The organism is Paenibacillus borealis (genome assembly GCF_000758665.1).
Lineage (GTDB): Bacteria > Bacillota > Bacilli > Paenibacillales > Paenibacillaceae > Paenibacillus_AQ > Paenibacillus_AQ borealis.
This window is the reverse complement of record NZ_CP009285.1, coordinates 4,975,435-4,991,067: the sequence shown is the minus strand read 5'-3', so window position 1 is coordinate 4,991,067 and position 15,633 is coordinate 4,975,435. Positions and strand designations below refer to the sequence as shown.

Here is a 15,633-nt window from a genome sequence, read left to right as displayed (position 1 = left end):
GTCTCTTGACTCTAACGTCGCGTAAACCTGTATATTTACTCTCAGAAGGAGGGATAGTCATCGAACTGCAAACCATCAGTCAGGTGTCAAAGCACTTTTCAGTCTCCACCCGTACCCTTAGGTATTACGAGCAAATCGGGCTGATTACGCCTGCGAAAAAGGAAGATTCCGCATACCGCTCATACGATGCGGAAGCCATCACACGTCTGCGTCAGATTATCGTACTGCGTAAACTGCGTATCCCGCTCAAACAGATTGCCGAGGTTCTGCAAAGCGCAGAAGCGCGCGTTGCCATCGAAGCCTTTGAGCGTAACCTTGCGGAGATTGAGGACGAAATCACTGCGCTCTCGACCATTCGCAGTGTCATCAAAGCATTCGTCGAGTATCTGAATCTCAGAGGTACGAAATTCGCGCTGCCTGACGACGCAAGTTTACTGGAGGTTGTGGATTCCTTGACTGTTTCTAAAATCAACTTCAAGGAGGAAAAGTCAATGGAGGACTTAAACAAGGCAAATGAAAATTTAAACAAGCTGGCGGACAAAGATGTGCGGATTGTCTATCTACCGCCCATGACTGTGGCTGCTGCTTACGCAACGGGAGAAGGCTGCGAAGGCAAAGCGCTTGACATGATCACGCAATTTGTAACAGAAAGCGGATTGCTAACAATCAAACCTGATGCCCGGAGTTTTGGTTTTGACTGCTCTAAGGGGGCGGCAGGAATCGGAGAACCTTCGCATGTATATGAGGTGTGGGTATCCATTCCGGTCGACATGGAGGTTCACGCGCCTTTAGTTAAACGTACGTTTGACGGCGGGTTATATGCCGCACATGTGTTGAGAACGTGGGACTTCGAGGACTGGCGTTTTTTGAGGGAATGGGTTAACGCTAGCAATAAATATGATAATGACTGGGATTCCCCGCGCTGGATATCGCCGGAGACGGTTGCGGGGCAAGGATTTGAAGAGACATTGAATTTCTATAATTACATACAAAAAGGCGGTAAAATGGAAAATTTGCAGCTTGATTTATTGTTTCCGATTAAGGAGATATCATTCGGCGGTTAACCAAGGAGAGTGAAAATGAAGGTTTTTGTCGAAAAAGCAACTATCGATGATGCTGGATTATTAGCTAAAATTCAGAGAGACATCAGAACCAGGGGATTGGTCACCAAGTTATAAAGCTTACAGAAGCTAAATACCCTGAGGTGCAGAAATGGTGGTTGGATACGCCAAACTGGAGTATAAGTAATCAATTTTTATGAAAAAAATGATTATGTCAAAATCAAAGAAGAACATGGTTTATTCATTTACGAGAAGTGTATGCCTGGTAATTAACTAAATTGAAGCCGCGTCTCCCTGTGGAATGAATCCATGGGGGTACGCGGATTTGCTATGTTATAAGATGTTCGTATGAATCATTTGCCTTAGGCGCTTTTCTTGAAAATCCTCAGCTGTTCATTTGCAAATTTCTAATCAGCCAAGGCTTCAGCAACGGTAGAACGGTAGCGGGCTGCATCGCTTTGGTGTGGTCCATATCGTTTCCCTTTAGAATTTCTATATCCCATCCAAACTGCTCCAATGCAGATTTGTTTCGTTCAAGTTTGCCGATGATATCAACGGTTACATTACCGAAGTTTTCTCCATACACAATCGTGTCCTTTTCTCCGGCAAATGCTAGTCTTGGAATAACTAATTTATGCTGTATTTCACGGTCATCAAATTCCATCAGGCTTTGGTACATTGTAACAAACTGTTTTGTTTGATTCGTGCTGATCTTAACTTGAATATTCCCCCAATCGACCTGTTCTGGATTAATGGGGCTTTGCTCATCATCAGCAGAGAATGATTGGTTAGTTAAAGCTTGCTGGTATGTTTGGTTTGTCACTATCAGCATTTCCTGATATGGGCCTTCTAACGGCGGAAAACCGCCCATGAATAAGCTTTCGAGTCTGCCGGTACGTATGGCTAACTGCAGTCCGACTAATGCCAGCCATGAATAACCGTAATAACTAAACTTCTCAACGTTCATTTCACTGGCAATAATCAGCAGGTCTTGGACTATGCTCTCAGGTGTGAGATTATCCGGATTCGGATGTTGTAACCGTTGCCCTTCGTAATCAAAATATAGAAGCTGGAAGGTATCAGAGAGCCCATCAATAAAATGTTGTCCCAATTCGGGGTCTACTCCCCACAGCCGCAGATGATCAGCTTCTTGTCCGTATACGGATTCTTTGGCAACCGGAAGCATAATTACAGGAGAGCCGGGGTGTCCAACCAGTCCAGCCTTTAACTCTGATCCATCTGATAGTCTAATAATTTTGTCCATACCATCACTCCCAAGTAGGTTATATATTTATGATATAACATTCATGCAATCTTCCGGCTTTGAGTGCTCTGAAGCATATAGATTGCGGGTAGTCTTCGTGATATGTTATCGTAGCACTTGAAGGTTATACTTGAAGGAAGTGGCTTACTATGGAGACATATACCCCTAACCAGATTTCCGGTATCTTACAGGTCAGCACCACAACGCTGAGAAGGTATGAAGAGCAGGATCTGATTCCTCCGGTACCCAGAACTCCAAGCAATCACCGTGTTTATAGACCGGTACACCTGCAAGCTTTTACCGCTATAAGAGCCTTATTACTGGGATATGATATTCCTGTTGTCTATGAAGCAATGCGAATGATTAAGCAGGATAAGCTTGAAGGGGCACTCTGGCTAATAAATGAGCAGCAATATCAGCTTCAGGTGGAGAAACAGCGGGTTGAAGAGATACTTACAATGATAAGAAATGCGGATTTCACGAGATACAAGAATGTACAATTGAAAGAACATATGAATATTGGAGAAGCGGCCAGAATAGCAGGCGTGAATACTTCAGCGATTCGTCACTGGGAATCCGAAGGACTAATCGGCTCCGAGAGAAATGAAGAGAATGGATTCAGAATGTTCTCCACCGCTGAATTGCGTAAAATCCTCGTCATAAGCAGCTTAAGAAAGACCGTCTATTATATAGACAATATGAGAAATCTGTTACATAATTTGGATAATCAAAATAATGAAAAAATCGAAGGCTCCTTTCAGGTGGCTCTGGAAAATCTGAATAAAAAACTAACACTTCAGTTTAAGGGAATAGCAGAAGTGATGAAGTATTTAGACTGGTACTCCAAGGGGAAATAGATTTTTGAAGTAACCTAGTCGTAGCCAAAGGAGGAGGGGACTGTTTGGTCAAAATTGTCTTAACATTAATGACGCTGCTATTCAGTTTAACGGGCTGTTCCGCTCCGCAAAGCGCCACAACATTAGACCAAGATGCTACTGCGGCAAAAGATTATTTGGAATCCAAGGGTTATAAGGTCTATTCGTATGAAGGTTCCAGTGAAGTCTACACCTTAACAAAAGAAAAATTAATGAACCTACCATACTCCAATTACTGGGGGCTGCAAACCGAAGATCCCAGCGTTTATCTGGGCAAAGAGGTTAACGTACAAAAGTTCATAGTAACAAACCATCCATTGGACAACTGGAAATCCACAAGCGCCAAACCAGAGAATATCGTTAAATCTAAGGGGAAAACCGCAACATGGATTTATGTAGTGGATAACCAGGCAGTAGGCGGACATTCTTATCCAGTCATCGATCAGGCCATGGAGGGTGGAGTGTGGTCAATAGATGGAAGAACGCTAGAGGAAATTCATTCAATGAGTTATAAGGCTTGGGTAGAGCAATGGAAAGCAAAGTTTGGCAGCTAATGATTTATGGGGAACCGTAACGATTTCGTCTTACCGTGGGTGAGAAGTTCGTGAGTCAAACCTATGTCTAAGAAAGGGTGGGTTAGATGTTCTACGTTAATTCAAGAGCAATCATTGAACGATTCAATGATGGAGAACCTGAGATTGTTATCCAAAGAAGAATAAAATCAGATTCCTCCTCTAAGTTCGAGCTTCCCGGGGGAAGAATAGAACCCTTTGAGTCGTTGATCCAGGCTCTGATCAGAGAGGTTAAAGAAGAAACTGGATTAGATGTATACGAAATAGAAGGAAATGAAAAAAGAATTGATACCGTAGGCATTAATCCGGATTTTGAGGTGGAATGCCTTCAACCATTCGCAGCCTATCAAACGGTTAAAGGTCCGGTCGATTCCGTCGGATATTATTTTAGATGTAAGGCAATGGGGGAACTCCTGGAAGCAGGTGACGAAACAGCAGATATCCAATGGATTAATATTAAGGAATTAAATAAATTATATACAGCGAATCCACTGGATTTCTCTGATGTTGATCGGGCGGGGATCAAGTATTACCTGAGATATATGGGAGTAGAAGAAATGAAGTAGAGATTATATTTACGCCATATGCTTAACCGGAATGGGAACAAGCTCATGTGATTATCACACGAGCTTGTTGTGCTGAAATTATTCTTTTTTGCCGGGATAGTTTACTTTATGAAAATCCGCAAGCGTAATTAAGCTGATTAAACTAGCCTGAGATAAAACAAGCCAGTGCGTATAACCACCTACGTATGGCTTGTTTTTATTTTGTAAAGATTTCTTTTTCGATTGAACGAGTCATGCAGTCACCCTTGACAATATTTTGCAAATGGCGTACTGTAAGTAGTAAGTGATAAGTAGTAAGTAGTAAGTAATACGAATTCAAAAAAGTTCTTCATACACACGAATCACGGACCGGCATATCTAAATCATGGGTAGGGGTGGATGGCTATGATGGATTTAAAATTAGCACAAAGCTTTGCGCTGATCGCATTAAATGCACAGAATAGTCTTTACATGACTAATGCGAAGAAAGTGTCTTTGCGTTCTATGGCTGCGGCGGTTATTTTGGAGGCCTACTTAGAGGGATGTTCTACACAAGCTGATAACGGGCTAACTTTCCGCCAAGAAGTTCTTGAAAAGTCCAGTTCAACGCTATACAGAGAAACTGTTCTATTACCCTTGCTCCATAATCATGCTGAGGTACAAGGTGATCTGGAATGGTGGCTGAAAAAAGCTTCCATGCTGTCTAACAAAAAATTAAAGAAGTTTGAAATCGCGATATCAGATTATCTAAAGGCAATGAATGTGTTGGAAGAAATCCCGAGTCTGTTAGGGAGCGACATGTATTACGATTCAGCGGGCGTTGAAATGAAAGCCTATCGCAGCAACAATGGGGTGTATACAAGCATTACAGAGAACCTGCGAGCAGAAATTCTGGAAGAGGGAACGGTAACAGATGAGATCATTTGCATGCTGTGGCTGCTTCGCGAAAGCGGATGTATGCATGATTTCTTCTCACGGACTGAACTGGAGAAGATCAATACCAGAATGCACGATCTATACCGTAGTAACTTATGGGCAAAGTCATTGTTTCGGATCCAAATCCATCATGGAATTGAGTTAGGAATCAAACAGTTCCTGCAAATGAAGTCGTCGTTTGTGAAGACATATGCGGGCAGCAGTATTAATTTTTTCTTCCCTTTCCTTGAGCGGTCACAGGCTGTCTTTGTAGAGACAGAGGCTTGGTTCGATAATTCTAATAAAAGGCTAAACTCCGTCCTTACAAGACTAGAGTCCTATGGACATGAGGTTAAGGTGATTGAGAGAGGTTCAATTGCGACCATCCAAATTGATAATTTGTTATACGATGCGATGCCGCATTATGTGATGATGAGAGTACCGATTCAAGGTGTGCGTCTTGTTCCGAAGCGCCCACTGTAAAGGAGTTGTATCCATGTCTAGGCAACGTTCCATGGAGGCGATTCTGGCCTCAGAGCATGTGTCAATAGGTGAATTGGTAAGAATTACAGGCTCCCGTTATAGCACGCTGAAACATTACACCGAAGAAGGTATGCTGCCCTTTGAACAGGCTGAAGAGAATTTAACACGCAGGTATAAAAGAGAGGAAACCGTCGCACGCATTATTTGGATAAAAGAGCTGAAAGCCAGCGGTCTATCTATCCCGCAAATTAAAGAAGCTATAGATGCTTTATAATGATAAGAAAGTTGAAGGTGGCTTATATAATGAAGGTTAAGATTCTATTTGTATTATTGACAATTTCATTAGCAATAAATGCTGTGATATTTTATGGATTATCTAAATATGATTTAGTTGAAAAAGGAAGTACTCAATTACCTAATACAAGTCTGGCAGCAGATTCATTGAAATTAACAGAAAATAAAGTTGACATAGAAGCAAAAGTAAAATCTGGTTACGGATATATCTATAGTTTAACGGATGATCAAATCATGAAAGCGATCAATGAAGGGAAAAAAGATGGTGCATATTTTGGTGAAGACTTCAAATTACCCTTATTATCATCGACCAGCAACGATAGTACATTTGAATACAGGGACGTATTTATTAATACACCTTACAGATTTGTGGCAATACATTCAAGTAATCAATACACAAAATATGATAGGACGTCATCTATAGAAGAAGTGTGGAAATTTATCAGCTATGATCATATTTCATTCTCTGCTTATGTGATGCGTGGATGGGCTAAGATGTTAGCCATTGAAATGATACAGGAAGGTAGAATAATACAACCATACAAGACTGAAAATAATGCGAATGGAGATATGAAGAGTGTCAATTTTTCAGTCAATGATATAGATTTTCGGGAACCTGCTTCTTTGAAAATATTTGAAAAAAGTAATCCTGAAAAATATGCAGAGTATAAGATCGCTTTCGAGGATTATGTGAAATAATATCCATGTAGAATGAGGTGAATGATATGACGATACTGCCTGTTATAATATTTATCCTAGTATTTGTACCTTCCATTGTACTCATCGTTAGTATGCCGTATTTAACAAAAGAGACGATTAGTTTCGGAGTCACCGTCAGCGCTGTACAATTCCTCAGTGAGCCGCTGCGCCAGATGCGGAGGTCATATGCCAGGATTAGTGCTATTCTACATACCATCCTATTCATTGTTGGCATCCTATGGCTAATTTACAGTGATGAACATTCCAAGCAAGTCAGTTGGATTATTATTACCTATGCACTCGCCATGCTCGTAATCTCCCTTGTCATTAATATTAGCTATCATTTAAAAATGAAAAGTGTACTGCCCACGCTGACTATTGCTCCTGAACCATCGATCATGACCGTGGACACTGAATTGCCAAACAGAAACAGGGGCTTATCTAATTATTGGTTCTTCATTCATGTTGTCATTATGGTTGTTAATATTGTATTTGTGCTCCGCAACTACGATCTGATTCCTGATCAGCTTCCAATTCATTATAACAGCAGTTTGAGCATAGACCGCTATGCAGCTAAATCGTATACCTCTGTGTTTATGACTACGCTAATTCAAGGGCTTGTAATACTGTTGTTCCTATTTGAGAATTGGAGTATTCGCAGAGAGAAACAGCAGGTTAGAGAAGACGTAACTTACCGCCGGGCTTGGTCGTGTTTTATGATTACAGCCAGCTTCCTAATAGTGATCCTGTTAGCCGTCGGGCAGCTCAATATGATATCTCTGCTTAACATGAATTTCGCTATCCCCCTTATCCTAATCATAATAGCGTTTATCATCCTATACGCCTTCGCCTTATCGTTCTGGAATGGTCAGGGCGGAAGCCGCCTCATATGAGCAGGCGGCTTCCGCGCTAGATCAGCCACACGCTAAACGATGACGAAGCTGCTTCTACATATAGCCTAGCGCTATTTCCTCAAACATATTCCTCAATCCGCATCCCGCTTCCCCACCGGCACCCACACTTCGACTTCGGCATCCATAGGGTTGCCATTGGTCAATACCTCCGCGACGGGGTGTCCGGTATATACATACTCATAATCTTCATTCAGGATGCCACCAAAAGCCTCATCCTCCAGCCGGTCAAACGCGAGGCGCGACAATCCCCCTTGACCTGATAACACCAGATACTGTCCCCCCGGGAAAAGCACTTCACCAGCAGAATCCGGCAGAGGCTTGGCCGATTGAACGCCTGCAACATACAGAACCTTTCCATCCTCCTGAGCAATGGCGGCAAATCCGTAAGGGCTCTCAGACAGAGGGCGCAGGGAGGCCATGGAGCCGTTCTCCAGCGTGCTTTTGAAAAAAGCCGTTTTGAGTGGAGAATAGTCTGGAGCGTGAACTGCGCCACCTTCACTTAGAGTGGCCTTGAACCCAATCATGCGGAATGCTTCTTTCGTTTCAATTCTGGTCGAAATCATGACAATGTACCTCCTGGATAGTTGTTTTGGTGTATTTCAAGGTAAGCATAATCTACCAACTGTGACAGCTGTATGGCATACTTGATCTGAGGTGGTCATCATGAAAATGGATCGCTTGATTGCGCTTGTTATGATCCTGCTGGGGCATGAACAGATAAGTGCGCGGGAGTTAGCGGAGCGGCTCGAAGTCAGCCGAAGAACGATTTACCGGGATATTGATACACTGAATCGGGCCGGCCTGCCCATATATACCAAGTATGGCGCGTCGGGCGGTGTCGGCCTGATGAAGTCCTACAAAGTGGGCAAAACGGTGTTCACTCCTCAAGAAATCCAGAACCTGATGAATGGGTTGCACAGCTACAAGCAGCTATTCGGGAGACGGGAAATGGTGTATGCAGCAGAGAAGTTGAACGCTCTCTACCCGGAGAATGCAGAGGGAAGGCCAAGTGCGCCGTTCGTCATGGATCTGTCCTTGAATCAAGGAAACGAATCGTTGCGCAGCCTGTTCGGGATGATCGAGACGGCGATGAATGAGCGCTCTGTGCTCACTTTTGCGTATACGGATGCGCGGGGGCAGATCAGTGAACGGCAAGTGGAGCCGTATCAGGTGGTTTTTAAGGAGAGCAGCTGGTACTTGCAAGGCTATTGTCTGGACAGACAGGACTACCGGATCTTCAAACTGGCCAGAATGAGCGGTCTCCAAGTGACGAAGGAACAGTTCACCCCAAGAGCGTTCACACCTCTCCCCATGGATGGGAGTGATTGGCTTAACCAAGACTGGGTGGAAGTTACGATCCGGCTGGAACGCTCCGTTATGGATCGGGTAATCGAACGGTTCGGAGTCGACCATATCCTGCAGGTGGATGAACACCATTGCTTGGCCAAGTATCCCATTATTGCGAATGAATATGGCTACGACCGGCTGCTTGCTTTTGGAGACAAATGTGAAGTGCTGGGGCCGCCTGAGATCCGACGCGGGTTCAAGGCATATGTGCAGGGGATTATGAATACGTATGAGGGGGATTAGCGGTGTGAATTGGTAAACGTGGCGGGGTGAGCTTTTTGCACATGAAGGAGAATTTAAGAGAACTGGAGAATGCGGATGATGGGGATACCGGGATGGCAGAGAAGAAGGTAGGAGCAGTGATTATCTGTCTTTAGTATTGTATGCGTTTGCAGGGTTTGGTCTTGAAGTGGTCTTGAAGTGGTATTGTTGATGGTATTGCCATCCGTCTTGGGGGTAAAAAGTTCTGATTATACGCTCCATCATCAATGTATCCACTGGGGAATTACCTGCTTGTTGTGGGGTAGTATGGCCGTGTTTCTCATTAGTCTCTCCAAGCGCAAATACGATTTTGACATCATGAGGTTGAACGCTACACCGGACGCCAGGGGGGGCTCGCGGTGGTGGTTTCGGTGATCGCCATTGCAACGACAACTGTCGTATGGGAAGGCTTTAAGCCGGTTCAGGAGTACAAGGATGTTGTGAGATTCGTTTTTCAGGATATCTATTACTTGTTTGAAGCTGCACTGATCCTGCTGACGATTGCGTTTGGACAGAAATTCGGTGAAACGCTTTTCAAACGGGGCGGTCTGCCTTACGGGGGGGATGTTCCTTGCACTCACATGGGGCCTAATCCATATTCTCCTCCAAGGCGGCTCGACGGGTGTTTATGCGTTCTTCATGTCTCTTTTATACGGAACTATATACATAATGTTGAGAAAAAATGTGCGGTATTCGTATGTAGTGATTGCGGTTGTGTTTATTCTGTGAGGTGAGGAAGTGGAGAGAAGCGGATGCTTGGAATGAAGTATTCGATTTGGATTGAAGCTGAACAGTGGGCTGGAGGAGAATGAGTGTGAAGAGAGACATACAGATCAGATTCTATAGTTGGGAGGAACTCAGATGGCACCAGATCATTCCAATTTTAGCTTTGCTGACTGTATGGGTATTCAATTAAAATCAGAAGTAGAGAGGCAGTTAATAGAGGATTTGAAGTGGTATGGACTCATTCAGGATGATTATAGATTTGATTGGTCTGATTGTTGTATAGAAGGACATCGAACCCAATACTTAGATGGGGCAGTAGAAAACTTCTCTAATATCATGGTTTTTAATGCTAATGATGAATTAGTTGCTGATGGGTGGATGGAGTTTATACACGAAGATGGTCTATTTATTGCTTACTGGGATTTCCTTAGCGAGTACCTGGAGGGTCATGAAAAAGTGTTAAAGAGAGATTGTGGATTGCCAATACATATTTATAATCAGCTGCCTGATCCAATCAAATTGAAATATAACAATGAGCTGTTGTTATGATATTTAGTTTTAATGTAATGAGAGGGGGACGCCACTTATAATGTATCCTGTATTTGAAATTAAGTATGAGTTGTTTGAAGATCAGATAGAGGAACTGAGAACGATTGATATAGTCGAATTTGATAAAGAGTGGCATCAGATCTATGGCCCATTTACCGTGATTGTAGATGGACATGAATTTATTGCATACCCTTCTCCAGATATGCCTTTGTCAGCAAAAATGATTTATTCTGAACTCATTCTAACCCATTTCTATCTGCTTATTGATGCCTGCAACTCTTTAAATTCGTATAAATACATAGCCCTGAAGTATGTTGAAAATTGCTGGACCTGGTTAGAAATACAAGTTGATGATGAGGTTCTAATCTTAAGCGAGAAAAATGATGAAATACCCTATAAATATTTAATTCAAACGAATAAGTCACTATTGGAAAATGCACCATATGGGTCATTTGCAAATATTAGAATACACAAAAGTGATTTTGTGAATGAGATAAGAGCTAAAATCGTTGAATTTATTAAGGAGATTCAAGCGATAAACAGCGAACTTTTGAAATCTGTTTATTTTTCTAAGTTGTTGAGATTTTGTGACAATCAGAGCAAAGGAGATACCACATGCTGCCATCACTTGCGTTTCTGAGACATCAATTAGAGGGGATTTTGCGTAATAAATTTGCACAAGGGCACCAAACCTCCGGTTATTTAGCCCGATTGGAACAGCTTCCTGCAAGCTATGATGCTTATTTGGAATTCGCCCATAGCTTGGATGATATTCCAATGCGGGACAACTGGCCTTACTATGAGCCGGACGATTTGGAGGAGATATGGCAGGAATGCGACCCGGATAGGCCTCTAGGCCAGATCGGAGTATTGAGTCTGAAGGACAGTGCCAAGCGTGTAGAGGCAGGTTTTCTCGCTTCAGTATGTGGTTCAATGCTGGGTAAGCCAATCGAGGTCAATCCCACCTTGTCTGAATTACGTCAAGCGTTAATCTCGGCAGGAGATTGGCCACTGAATGATTATATTTCTGAAGAAGTTCTCCATGCGTTGAATCGTCGTCATTGGTCCTGGTTCGAGACGGCGCGGGGCCGGATTCGTTATGTGGCGCCTGATGATGATATCAACTACACCTTAATGGGAATGATGGCGTTAGAGCAATTCGGTGAGGGTTTTACGAAAAGGAACCTAAGAGATTTATGGATAAATCATCTTCCGATAAGTACAACATGGGGGCCGGAGAGGGCCATCCTGGTTCGATCGGGGATTAGCTATTTGGAGCATGACAGGGAATTATTCAATCCTTCTGAAATAGAGGCTTGGCCCGACTTCCTGGTGCAAGATACAGAACTATGCGGGGCGGCGATTCGTGCAGATGCTTACGGCTATGCCTGCCCTGGTCAACCCGCTCTTGCGGCTGAGCTGGCTTGGCGTGATGCCAGTTTTACACATCGCCGGACGGGGATTTATGCCACGATGTTCATTGCCGCTGCAATTGCTGCCGCACACGTGCTGCGTGATCCGCTTGAAATAATAAGTACAGCACTGCAATTCGTACCTAGAAGGAGCCGGTTCTATGAGATTACCGAGGATTGCCTGCACATCGTAGCGAATGCAGATAACTGGCTGGAAGCTTATCAGGGCATCCATCATAAATATGCGAATTATTGCCACTGTCAGGTGTATCAGGAAATCGGCACATTAATAAATACATTTCGATTTGCTGACAATGCCGGAGACGGAATATGCAAGCAGGTCATGCAAGGCAACGATACGGACAGCTTCGGAGCAACAGCCGGCTCGCTGCTCGGGGTTTATTTCGGACCGGACAGCTTGGAAGCGAGATGGCTTGAGCCTTTCAGGGACCGGATTCTTACGGGATTATCTAATTTTCATGAGCAACAACTCTCCCGATTAGCTGAGCGCATAGGGCGTTTGCCAGAGCTGTTACATACCGGCCAGCACCGAATTCAACCCAGCGAGCTGTATGTGAATGAGAATTTGGATATTTGAAGCAGGATTGGCTTGGTGGGTAGGTCTGGAAGTGTAAACTGAGGAAGGGCGAGATGCACATGAAAAATATTGTGCGACAAGTTATTCATGAATGGAATCCATACGGTTTATTACCAGAAGCACCTATCGATGAGTTTGATTCGGAAATTGAAGAAGTCCTCCTATCCCTAACACATGCTTCTACGGTCGAAGAACTGGCAAGAAGCATACAAGAAATATTTTCTTCGAGTTTTGGTGAACCGTTTGGGTATGAGGGGTGTTTTAATACGGCTAAGAAGATATGGGAGCACTCGGTTGAAGATTTGAGCTTGCCTGCAAATGTTGAAATTGTTTCTTTAACTCACTCAAACGCATATCATTCAAGAAATCTATTCTGTGGCTATAACAATTCTTCGTCTAATGGTGTAGACACAAAGACAGCTTCAATTGAGGAGCTGGAACAGAGTGGTCAGGTCATAAAAAGGATTTTGGATGCTAATCTAGCAACTTGCTATTTGGCTGAATTTGAGTCACAGTATGCAGGATTTATTATCTGCTCCTGGGGGATTTCAGTTTCAAATGGGTATCCGGTATTACGAATAGATGGATTATATGTAGCATCTGAATTTAGAAATAAAGGAATTGCAAAAGCACTAATGAATCATGTAATTGATTTGGCAAATGAAAAAAAGGGCAACCCGTATACAGCTTGAGACTGATACGGATAATATTCCAGCCAGCAGTTTATATGTAAGTTTTGGTTTTGAAAAAATTCATGGCAAAGAAGTGCATATGCTTTTTTGCAGTGAAACAGATACTCCTTTGTAATGAGTGGGAACGAACAAAAGGTTATCATTTATATTTATCCGGTATTGAATTGAAGCTATGGTGCCAACGAACAAAAAGCTCATGGGGTTCGCCACTGAGTTTGTTTGTGCTGTTTCTGTTCTTTGTCTTCATGCAAGCGGGGATTTATGCGTACAATGTTCATGGCCCAACGGGGTACAGAAGATAATCTTTCTACGCATTATACTAATTTAACTTTTGGAGTAAGGTTTCTTTTGGTTCGTTCGGTTAAGTAGATAATCAGTACTCGTCATATGGAAATCTGCCAACTTGATCAGAATAGCCGTGGGAATGTCAACATCTCCGCGTTCATAATTACTATAAATCCGCTGACTGCATTGCAAATACTCGGCCATTTGAGTTTGCGTCAAATCCTTATCTTCGCGTAAATCCCGGATACGTTGATACATATTTGAACACCTCCAACGCAAGCATATCTTAGCGAATTATTCGCTATTGATTTTTAGCGAAAAATTCGCTAAGATAATCAAGAAGATGATTTGGGAGGGGTTATATGTGAGTATTTTAGAAGATCTGTATTACGGAAAAATCTGCCCAAATGAACAAATTTGTTTGAATGATCCCGAGTATGCACAGAACTCTAAGCTAATCTCGGAGCGTATACATATTCTGCAAGCAAAGCTGTCTTCAGAAGACTTCACCGTGCTCGAATAAGTCATGGATCTTAACAGTCTGCTGATCTCTATCTCATCCGCTTCTGCCTATACTCTTAGCTTCAAAACGGGAGCTGCGATGCTCATAGAAGTATTGGAACATAAGTAAAAACCTATACACACCAAGGAGACGTTGATCTTTGAACAAATAAAGTTGGATAGGAGAGAGTTATGATAATTTTAATTCTAAGTTGCCTATGTTGATCGACGAGCTTCTCCAGGCAGAAAGTTGGGGCATTGTTCAAGAGAAGTGGATTCCTGCTATTAAGCAAGCTATTGCCTTAGGAGAGGTTGAAAAGCTGATTGAGCTTAGAGGTAAGTTTCCATACTCTTTCGAGAATTCATTAAAGCAATTGAAAAAAGCGGAGCGGGAATTTATTCGAAATAGCTTGAAGTAAAAGAAGCCAATGCGTCTAACGGTACGCATTGGCCTCTTTTTATTTTGTTAGGATTTGGACTGATAGCATTGGCGGAAGCTTTTTTGTTTGGAAGCGTAAGATTATCGTTCGTAATATTTTTCCATTTCATTGTATAATAAGTATAGCCTATAGGTGCAATTTGAGTCTCGGTAGTTCGTTTATTTAATTGTATTCTTTAGATTGACGAATTTCGTGAATATGATTATTACCAGAAATCAGATGAAATGAATAACAAAATGATACCTTCAATAGAAAACGTTGTACAATTTGATTTTCTTAAGAATCTATATCGAAAGGAAAATCAAATTTCTTTACGAACTAAACAAAGATACTTGAGTGACATTAATTATTATTTAGAAAAATATCATTGATGGATTGGATAAGTTTTTCGTACCAAGAGATATAGCATCATTTCTTAGTTATAGAAGAAGTTCTACTGCCCGAGCTACAGTAGTTAATTTTATGAACTTTCTTAAAGAGTATGGACATCTTAGTACTTTAAAGTATATTGAGTTGAATGATTATCTTAGATCTCTAAAACTAACAATAGTAGAGAAACAGATGAAGTTTTTCTCTAATGAAGAATTATCTTTTCTATTAAGTGACAAGATACATTATGGTAAAAAGGACGCCGAAGAAGACAAGACCATCCTTCATCTAATTTTAATGATGTCCTACCATTTGATATTTGAACAAGATCACTTAATAAAACTCAACTGGTCAGACGTTGATTTGGATAAAAAAAGAATCAATAACCTACGAAAAGATAGATTGGCATACAAGTGGATTTCTTTGAATGATGGATTGTGGCAAAAGCTAAGCGAAATGAAGCAGAATATTACAGATATTAACGATGATTCTCCAGTGTTAATCCATAAAGGTGAGCGTCTTAATACTAACAAGATTAATTCGTTGTTATCAATACTGAAGCGTAAACAAAATTTGAGTATTTTAGGTGGCTCAACTGATATTCAAAAAATAAATAGAAGTTAAATATTACAGGATTAATATTGAAGATTTTAGATTAGGCCTATAATCGAAAGACAAATTAACAACGGAAGACAAATTTTCACGCACCCTGCTCAGAAGGAGAACGCTTGCATGAAAAGTAAGAGGTTAGTGGTTTGTTAGTTCCCACCAAACTTAAATTATCTGAATGGTAGAGATATCGTTTTATTCTTTTGGTTAAAACTGCGTTCT

General features: G+C 42.0%; 19 protein-coding genes. 16 read left to right on the top strand and 3 right to left on the bottom strand.

The window, feature by feature from the left end; translation table 11 throughout:
- Window positions 1–83: 83 nt before the first annotated feature.
- Window positions 84–1,064, top strand: coding sequence for a MerR family transcriptional regulator (locus tag PBOR_RS21015; RefSeq protein WP_245647848.1), 981 nt, complete (start codon window positions 84–86; stop codon window positions 1,062–1,064).
- Window positions 1,065–1,446: 382 nt separating this feature from the next.
- Here PBOR_RS21015 and PBOR_RS21010 read toward each other — a convergent pair whose 3' ends face one another.
- Window positions 1,447–2,325, bottom strand: coding sequence for an alpha/beta fold hydrolase (locus tag PBOR_RS21010; protein ID WP_042215025.1), 879 nt, complete (start codon window positions 2,323–2,325; stop codon window positions 1,447–1,449).
- A gap of 149 nt (window positions 2,326–2,474) precedes the next feature.
- Here PBOR_RS21010 and PBOR_RS21005 point away from each other — a divergent pair, with 149 nt between their 5' ends.
- From PBOR_RS21005 to PBOR_RS20975, 7 genes are all read left to right on the top strand, one after another.
- Window positions 2,475–3,182: a MerR family transcriptional regulator gene (locus PBOR_RS21005; protein WP_042215022.1), complete on the top strand. Its 708-nt coding sequence runs from the start codon at window positions 2,475–2,477 to the stop codon at window positions 3,180–3,182.
- 44 nt (window positions 3,183–3,226) lie between these two features.
- Complete coding sequence (locus PBOR_RS21000) at window positions 3,227–3,754, top strand: hypothetical protein (protein ID WP_052429580.1); 528 nt, start codon at window positions 3,227–3,229, stop codon at window positions 3,752–3,754.
- A gap of 86 nt (window positions 3,755–3,840) precedes the next feature.
- Entirely contained in the window at window positions 3,841–4,338 is a 498-nt protein-coding gene (locus tag PBOR_RS20995) for an NUDIX hydrolase (RefSeq protein WP_042215019.1), read from the top strand.
- A 384-nt stretch (window positions 4,339–4,722) separates the two neighbouring features.
- Window positions 4,723–5,715 carry a hypothetical protein gene (locus PBOR_RS20990; RefSeq protein WP_042215017.1) on the top strand — a complete coding sequence of 331 codons (993 nt, stop codon included), beginning with the start codon at window positions 4,723–4,725 and terminating at the stop codon, window positions 5,713–5,715.
- A gap of 31 nt (window positions 5,716–5,746) precedes the next feature.
- Entirely contained in the window at window positions 5,747–5,989 is a 243-nt protein-coding gene (locus PBOR_RS20985) for a helix-turn-helix domain-containing protein (protein WP_245647847.1), read from the top strand.
- 29 nt (window positions 5,990–6,018) lie between these two features.
- Window positions 6,019–6,708 carry a hypothetical protein gene (locus PBOR_RS20980; RefSeq protein ID WP_042215013.1) on the top strand — a complete coding sequence of 230 codons (690 nt, stop codon included), beginning with the start codon at window positions 6,019–6,021 and terminating at the stop codon, window positions 6,706–6,708.
- A 26-nt stretch (window positions 6,709–6,734) separates the two neighbouring features.
- The gene (locus PBOR_RS20975; RefSeq protein ID WP_042215011.1) at window positions 6,735–7,601 is read left to right on the top strand and encodes a DUF1648 domain-containing protein; all 867 of its coding nucleotides are present in this window, start codon (window positions 6,735–6,737) and stop codon (window positions 7,599–7,601) included.
- A 92-nt stretch (window positions 7,602–7,693) separates the two neighbouring features.
- On the opposite strand, the gene PBOR_RS20970 is transcribed toward PBOR_RS20975, so the two are convergent.
- A complete protein-coding gene (locus tag PBOR_RS20970; RefSeq protein ID WP_042215008.1) occupies window positions 7,694–8,185 on the bottom strand; it encodes an effector binding domain-containing protein in 492 nt (163 codons plus the stop codon).
- A 100-nt stretch (window positions 8,186–8,285) separates the two neighbouring features.
- Between PBOR_RS20970 and PBOR_RS20965 the strand changes: the two genes are divergently transcribed.
- From PBOR_RS20965 to PBOR_RS35605, 5 genes are all read left to right on the top strand, one after another.
- Entirely contained in the window at window positions 8,286–9,212 is a 927-nt protein-coding gene (locus PBOR_RS20965; protein WP_042215006.1) for a helix-turn-helix transcriptional regulator, read from the top strand.
- An 879-nt stretch (window positions 9,213–10,091) separates the two neighbouring features.
- Complete coding sequence (locus tag PBOR_RS20955) at window positions 10,092–10,505, top strand: hypothetical protein (RefSeq protein WP_042215001.1); 414 nt, start codon at window positions 10,092–10,094, stop codon at window positions 10,503–10,505.
- A gap of 40 nt (window positions 10,506–10,545) precedes the next feature.
- On the top strand, window positions 10,546–11,145 hold the full coding sequence (locus PBOR_RS20950; RefSeq protein WP_042214998.1) for a hypothetical protein: 600 nt from the start codon (window positions 10,546–10,548) through the stop codon (window positions 11,143–11,145).
- A complete protein-coding gene (locus PBOR_RS20945) occupies window positions 11,121–12,515 on the top strand; it encodes an ADP-ribosylglycohydrolase family protein (RefSeq protein ID WP_042214995.1) in 1,395 nt (464 codons plus the stop codon). Before PBOR_RS20950 ends, PBOR_RS20945 begins: the two co-directional genes overlap by 25 nt.
- Before the next feature lie 59 nt (window positions 12,516–12,574).
- Window positions 12,575–13,207 carry a GNAT family N-acetyltransferase gene (locus tag PBOR_RS35605; RefSeq protein WP_167549557.1) on the top strand — a complete coding sequence of 211 codons (633 nt, stop codon included), beginning with the start codon at window positions 12,575–12,577 and terminating at the stop codon, window positions 13,205–13,207.
- Between the two features lie 324 nt (window positions 13,208–13,531).
- Here the strand turns inward: PBOR_RS35605 and PBOR_RS20935 are convergent, their stop codons facing one another.
- Window positions 13,532–13,750: a helix-turn-helix domain-containing protein gene (locus tag PBOR_RS20935; protein ID WP_036733492.1), complete on the bottom strand. Its 219-nt coding sequence runs from the start codon at window positions 13,748–13,750 to the stop codon at window positions 13,532–13,534.
- Between the two features lie 85 nt (window positions 13,751–13,835).
- Between PBOR_RS20935 and PBOR_RS38625 the strand changes: the two genes are divergently transcribed.
- The 3 genes from PBOR_RS38625 to PBOR_RS20920 all read left to right on the top strand — a co-directional run bounded on the left by PBOR_RS38625 (window position 13,836) and on the right by PBOR_RS20920 (window position 15,426).
- Window positions 13,836–14,015, top strand: a complete 180-nt coding sequence (locus tag PBOR_RS38625; protein ID WP_425415548.1) for a DUF6809 family protein — start codon at window positions 13,836–13,838, stop codon at window positions 14,013–14,015.
- Between the two features lie 196 nt (window positions 14,016–14,211).
- The gene (locus PBOR_RS20925; RefSeq protein WP_042214991.1) at window positions 14,212–14,412 is read left to right on the top strand and encodes a hypothetical protein; all 201 of its coding nucleotides are present in this window, start codon (window positions 14,212–14,214) and stop codon (window positions 14,410–14,412) included.
- Window positions 14,413–14,895: 483 nt separating this feature from the next.
- Entirely contained in the window at window positions 14,896–15,426 is a 531-nt protein-coding gene (locus PBOR_RS20920; protein WP_042214989.1) for a hypothetical protein, read from the top strand.
- The last annotated feature ends 207 nt before the right edge of the window (window positions 15,427–15,633 follow it).

What these genes read in the sequence shown, in the direction of transcription:
- PBOR_RS21010 (WP_042215025.1), bottom strand. Translation starts at nt 2,325, where the DNA reads ATGGACAAAATTATTAGACTATCAGATGGATCAGAGTTAAAGGCTGGA.
- PBOR_RS21005 (WP_042215022.1), top strand. Translation starts at nt 2,475, where the DNA reads ATGGAGACATATACCCCTAACCAGATTTCCGGTATCTTACAGGTCAGC.
- PBOR_RS20995 (WP_042215019.1), top strand. Translation starts at nt 3,841, where the DNA reads ATGTTCTACGTTAATTCAAGAGCAATCATTGAACGATTCAATGATGGA.
- PBOR_RS20990 (WP_042215017.1), top strand. Translation starts at nt 4,723, where the DNA reads ATGATGGATTTAAAATTAGCACAAAGCTTTGCGCTGATCGCATTAAAT.
- PBOR_RS20985 (WP_245647847.1), top strand. Translation starts at nt 5,747, where the DNA reads ATGGAGGCGATTCTGGCCTCAGAGCATGTGTCAATAGGTGAATTGGTA.
- PBOR_RS20980 (WP_042215013.1), top strand. Translation starts at nt 6,019, where the DNA reads ATGAAGGTTAAGATTCTATTTGTATTATTGACAATTTCATTAGCAATA.
- PBOR_RS20975 (WP_042215011.1), top strand. Translation starts at nt 6,735, where the DNA reads ATGACGATACTGCCTGTTATAATATTTATCCTAGTATTTGTACCTTCC.
- PBOR_RS20970 (WP_042215008.1), bottom strand. Translation starts at nt 8,185, where the DNA reads ATGATTTCGACCAGAATTGAAACGAAAGAAGCATTCCGCATGATTGGG.
- PBOR_RS20965 (WP_042215006.1), top strand. Translation starts at nt 8,286, where the DNA reads ATGAAAATGGATCGCTTGATTGCGCTTGTTATGATCCTGCTGGGGCAT.
- PBOR_RS20955 (WP_042215001.1), top strand. Translation starts at nt 10,092, where the DNA reads ATGGCACCAGATCATTCCAATTTTAGCTTTGCTGACTGTATGGGTATT.
- PBOR_RS20950 (WP_042214998.1), top strand. Translation starts at nt 10,546, where the DNA reads ATGTATCCTGTATTTGAAATTAAGTATGAGTTGTTTGAAGATCAGATA.
- PBOR_RS20945 (WP_042214995.1), top strand. Translation starts at nt 11,121, where the DNA reads ATGCTGCCATCACTTGCGTTTCTGAGACATCAATTAGAGGGGATTTTG.
- PBOR_RS35605 (WP_167549557.1), top strand. Translation starts at nt 12,575, where the DNA reads ATGAAAAATATTGTGCGACAAGTTATTCATGAATGGAATCCATACGGT.
- PBOR_RS20935 (WP_036733492.1), bottom strand. Translation starts at nt 13,750, where the DNA reads ATGTATCAACGTATCCGGGATTTACGCGAAGATAAGGATTTGACGCAA.
- PBOR_RS38625 (WP_425415548.1), top strand. Translation starts at nt 13,836, where the DNA reads ATGATTTGGGAGGGGTTATATGTGAGTATTTTAGAAGATCTGTATTAC.
- PBOR_RS20925 (WP_042214991.1), top strand. Translation starts at nt 14,212, where the DNA reads ATGTTGATCGACGAGCTTCTCCAGGCAGAAAGTTGGGGCATTGTTCAA.
- PBOR_RS20920 (WP_042214989.1), top strand. Translation starts at nt 14,896, where the DNA reads ATGAACTTTCTTAAAGAGTATGGACATCTTAGTACTTTAAAGTATATT.